General features: G+C 35.3%; 5 protein-coding genes and 1 pseudogene. 3 read left to right on the top strand and 3 right to left on the bottom strand.

Going from position 1 to position 4,795, the window contains the following annotated elements:
• Nucleotides 1-69: 69 nt before the first annotated feature.
• Complete coding sequence (prgO, locus tag LKE01_RS11390) at nt 70-351, bottom strand: DNA segregation protein PrgO (protein WP_056981140.1); 282 nt, start codon at nt 349-351, stop codon at nt 70-72.
• Nucleotides 335-1,246, bottom strand: coding sequence for a ParA superfamily DNA segregation protein PrgP (gene prgP, locus LKE01_RS11385; protein ID WP_082619689.1), 912 nt, complete (start codon nt 1,244-1,246; stop codon nt 335-337). The genes prgO and prgP overlap by 17 nt, the downstream gene beginning before the upstream one ends.
• A gap of 942 nt (nt 1,247-2,188) precedes the next feature.
• Between prgP and LKE01_RS11380 the strand changes: the two genes are divergently transcribed.
• From LKE01_RS11380 to LKE01_RS12370, 3 genes and pseudogenes are all read left to right on the top strand, one after another.
• The gene (locus LKE01_RS11380; protein WP_056981144.1) at nt 2,189-3,289 is read left to right on the top strand and encodes a replication initiator protein A; all 1,101 of its coding nucleotides are present in this window, start codon (nt 2,189-2,191) and stop codon (nt 3,287-3,289) included.
• 193 nt (nt 3,290-3,482) lie between these two features.
• Nucleotides 3,483-3,638, top strand: a complete 156-nt coding sequence (locus LKE01_RS11375; protein ID WP_162259776.1) for a hypothetical protein — start codon at nt 3,483-3,485, stop codon at nt 3,636-3,638.
• A gap of 1 nt (nt 3,639) precedes the next feature.
• Nucleotides 3,640-4,330 (top strand): annotated as a pseudogene (locus LKE01_RS12370) (ATPase).
• Here LKE01_RS12370 and LKE01_RS11365 read toward each other — a convergent pair.
• Nucleotides 4,320-4,598 carry a hypothetical protein gene (locus LKE01_RS11365; RefSeq protein WP_056981146.1) on the bottom strand — a complete coding sequence of 93 codons (279 nt, stop codon included), beginning with the start codon at nt 4,596-4,598 and terminating at the stop codon, nt 4,320-4,322. The pseudogene LKE01_RS12370 and the gene LKE01_RS11365 overlap by 11 nt on opposite strands.
• Nucleotides 4,599-4,795 lie beyond the last annotated feature (197 nt).

Raw genomic sequence — 4,795 nt, 5'->3', positions numbered from 1 at the left:
AAATATCTTGTACACTATGCTGCTTATTGCACTCAAATATATTTTGTATATTAAGTATATTAAATATATTTAATATACTTTCCGATTCCTTCTGTCATACAGTAAACGTTCATTTTCACTTAACGTGTTCAAATATGCCTGCATTGCTACTTTAACTACGTCATACATTGGTATGTCTTTGGCATATGAAATACTTCTTATCATTCTGAGTACTGGCGGATCTACCTGTACAGGCTTTCGATCTCGCGCTTTATATGCTTTATCACCGTAACTAATTTTTACGTCGTCATCAATTTTGATATCTTTGGCACTCGGCTTTTTGTTGTTTTTTGGATTATTCAATAGAGCCATTTGGAGTAATCTCCTTTCCTAATGGGAGTGTTTTATTGGTTAGAGGATCATAATATTTTTGAGTATAAGAGAAATCAACAATGTCACCATATTTTTCAAATGAAGCAATTCTTTTTTCAAGTTCTGTAAATAAGTCAGCGAATAAAGCAAACATTCGACGATCCTCATAATCGTTCAGCGAAATTCCTTGTTCCCCAAATCCTTCTAGGCGATCATGCCTCTTTATAATTGTAGAAAACACATTGTCTTTTCCATAAACATCCACAGTCTTTTGATAATTTTCTAATTGATTTTTGCGTTTGGTTTGAAACATAGTTGGTAAAATTCCAGCAACTTGAAAATGTGCATCATCTGGAAATGCATTCAGCATTGGTTGTAGATAGGTATCAATTAACATGCTAGTTCCATCCATACTGAATCTTTTTACCTCTTGCACAGCTACGATGTAATCTGATGTCATTGTTATCGCATCTACAGAATTATCTGTTGAAGGTGCAACATCAAAAAAGATATAGTCATAATTATTTTTAATTTCATCAATCATTTTTTTTAGAAACATGTAGCGCGAACGCTTAGTTTTCGAATTATCTAAAATCCATTCATTAAGGTCATGTGTCCCTTGGGAACCAGGGATAAGATCGAGATTATCTGTTAAGTGGTATATAGCTTGGTTTAAGGTTCCACTTTGTACGGCCTTTGTAAATGACTGAGGATATTCAACTGTTCCAAATGTTCGAGTCATATTTGATGTTGTATTTGCTTGTAAATCAACATCAATTAATAAGACTTTTTTATTGAATAATGATTTTTTGGCAGCAACAATCGCCATCATATCAGTATCGGTTGTTTTTCCAACGCCACCCTTTAAGTTAGTTAGAACAATAATTTTCCCCATCATTTTCCTCCAAATATATTTAATATAGTCAATACATTTGATATATTTAGTATATTGACTATATTAAATATACCGATTATATCAGTGTTTGTCAAAAGTATATTTTTCCTTTTTTTGTTGTTTTTTTTAAAGGAAAAGATTACACTTTAAACATAATAAGAAAAAACCCAATTAAAAATTATCGGGGGGAAAAAAGCTTTAAATTCAGACATACGGTTCTTATACTTGCATAACTCATTTAGCACACCATGTCCATGATAGTACTAAGTTTTCAATACAACTGAAAGGACACCCAAGCCCGCCTTATGTAATTCATCACTTATTTCTTCTCTTGATTTTAAATGTTTTCGATAGATACTTACTTAACCATCCAGGAGTGTTTAATGATATCTTCTATCGCGTATTGGTTTCATCCTAAAGAAACGTAGCCTAAATAAAGTTGCAGCTAGAGAACACAACACTATTCTAAATTTAAAGTAATTTAACAACCGAATAATAGAGCGAGCTAGGCAGAAAAAATCCCCGATTCATGAGGAATCAGGGATTTTAGGCTTAGCAAGTAGCTGTCGTATAGCTGCTTAGATTCAGTCGATTTAGACCGCCAAGTAAAAATCGACTGAACATTGTTCTTAATTTGTAGGTTAATTATACCGCAAACCAGTCCCAAAGGACAAGTTAAGGATAGTTAAAAACAAGTTAAAGTCAATGGACTAAGTAGCTAACCAGAGCTATTTAGTCCATTTTTTGTTGTTAGAACTTAAAAAAGTTGCCGACTGGGCAACTCACAAACAGACACATGCTGATGAATTACAAAGCCGCCAGACCAATGAAAGCTTTGTAATTCATTTAGAGCATATCAGATTTGTATTTTAAAGCAAATCAAATGTTTTAGCAACTCTCTTTTGAGATAGCGTGTGTCAGTCAAGAAAGGAAGTTTTGATAATGGATCAAACAAATTTCAATTTTATTCAATCTAAAAAAGCTTATGGAACGAGATTTTTTCAATTCCCACAAGTTTTGCTCTACGGTGAAGAATATAAAGAATTAAGTGACAGTGCAAAATTAGGATATATGATATTACGTGATCGTTTAGACTATTCCTTAAACAATAATTGGATCGACGAAAAAGGACGCGTATATTTCATTTTTACTAATCGAGAACTTAATCAAATTTTTGGTTGGAATGATCGAAAAATTGGAAGAGTAAAACGAGAATTGGAAGAAGCTAGTTTATTGTATCAAGTAAAAATGGGATTTGACCCGAAAAAGAAAAAGAACTTACCCAACAGGCTATATTTATCAGACTTAGAAGTAACCGCTAAAGATGTTTATGCTAAACATGGTTTTAACGAAACGACGGCTAAAACCCTTGCTACGAGCGGACAGGACAAAATGACAGCCCGACAAAAAAATATTGAGATGGCTGAAACCCTTGCTACGAGCGGACAGGACAAAGTGACAGCCCGACAAAAAAACGTTGAAACCCTTGCCACGAGCGGACAGGACAAAATGCAGGTGAATCTAGACTATACTAAAAAAATAGATACTACTAGATATAATATAGATACTCAAAAGTTGGACTTTTCCACAGCTCATTTCTCACCAGCAGAACTAGAAAAGCAAAACCATGATCTCGTGAACCATGCTAATGACTTCTTAACTGATGAAGATAGTGGGTTACCAGTTTTCTTAGAACCCGAAGCTGTGCAACTACTTAGCTTTTGGTGCCGAACCCCACAACAAATGCGCCGGTTTATTGGCATTATCTTAAATGCTAAGTACCGAGTTGAAAAGGATCATCAAGATATTGGGGTTCTAATCCCGCTTGACGACGAAGAACTTAAACCTTTGATGACTAAAGCCTTGAGACGCTACTTTAACGCCCTGAGAAGCAATGAGAAGCATATCAAGAACGTGGAAAACTACTTGTACGGCACCATGCAAAACCTATTTGGCGTTTGGTGGAATAAACAAGCGGCTAGAGAATATGCGGCCAAACACCCCGAAGAACAGAACGCTGACAATAAGCGTTCATGGAATTAAACGTCATATGGGCTTATTTAAGCCGTTTTAAGTGTTACAGTGCATAATTATATTAGAACTGCTTTAAAATCGCTTAGAAGTAAAAATAGACGCCTTGAGTGGCTGAATAGGTGATAGCTGAACTAGAAAGATGGGAAAGGAGCTTTTTAAATGACCAAAACAAAGCAAAGAAGTCGAAAAAATTGAGCAATTGTTGGCTGACCCCTGGGCAGTCGATATTCAAGAAATTTGGGAACAAGCAGCCCATAATCCAGATCCTGATAAACGCAAGTTGTTTGACGCGCTACACACTTACCTCTTAGATAAACGCCAAGAACAAATTATCAACGAAAAGCATTTCGTGATTTAACATGAGTGAGCTAAAGAGATACATCATCGTGGCTGGGATAAACGGCGCTGGTAAAAGCACTTTATATCGCGCGAGACCCGAATTACTTACTCACTCCAAACGATTAAATGCCGATGAAATCCTACAAAAAATGGGTGGCGATTGGTATAAAGATCGTGATAACTTTAGGGCAATGCGCGAAGAAATAAAACAACTTCACGCGGCTTTAGATACCGGGCAGAGTATTTATGTTGAAACAACCTTAGCTGGCCAATGAAAGGCACAATTAAATTTAATCGAGCGGGCTCACCAAAATGGTTTTGAGGTCACGCTTTTATACGTGGCGTTAAAAAACGAAAAAGTAACAATTAATCGAGTTCATGAACGGATCAAAAAAGGTGGGCACGGGGTACCAGATGAAGTTGTTAAAAAGCGATATAATCAATCAAATCATAATTTAGTAGCAGTCGCATTCAAAGCTGATAATGTCGTGATCTACGATAATAGCCAACAATTTGTGTCAGTTTACAGACGAGAACATGACCAAGTGATCAAAAATAATTTGCGTAACTTTCCTTGGATAAATCCCAAAATTACCTTTGAATCATCTATACAGAAACAACTAAATGACTTTGTTAAAAATAATCCAGATTTTAAAAATTAGAAATCCCATGAATGATTCAGAAAATAAAAACGATCGGCCTAGTTATTAGGCTGATCGTTTTTGAGTTTATTTGGTTTATGGACATTAACGTAATCGGCAAATGTTTTTAAAAGCTCTTCGGTTTGTTCGACCGAAAGGTTATCAGCTTGAAAGTATTTTTCGAGCAAAGCCCCTTTTTGAATTAATCGGCGAGAACGGGCTTTGCGGGCTTGGCGATTTTCATAGTATTTAGATTGCCGTAATTTAAAATCTTCCCGCTCAATTTTTTGCTTTAAACGCATTTGTTGTTCAATTAGTTTTTCATATTGATTAGGCATAGTCATTACCACCTAACTATTATCGGTTATTTTGAGCTTGATTTAAAAAGGCGGCAACTTTTTTAGCGATCATTTTAATCTGTGGAGTGGTAAGTGTCCCATAATCCAAATTGGCTGATCTAATGATTTGCTTACCGAGATTTTGTTCAATTTTATTTTTTTCAGCTTTAATCTTTTGATTAAGCTGTTTTAATTTG

Source organism: Lentilactobacillus kefiri, from assembly GCF_007989105.1.
Classification (GTDB): domain Bacteria; phylum Bacillota; class Bacilli; order Lactobacillales; family Lactobacillaceae; genus Lentilactobacillus; species Lentilactobacillus kefiri.
Note: the sequence above shows the minus strand (reverse complement) of the source record. Positions and strands in the feature narration are given on the sequence as shown.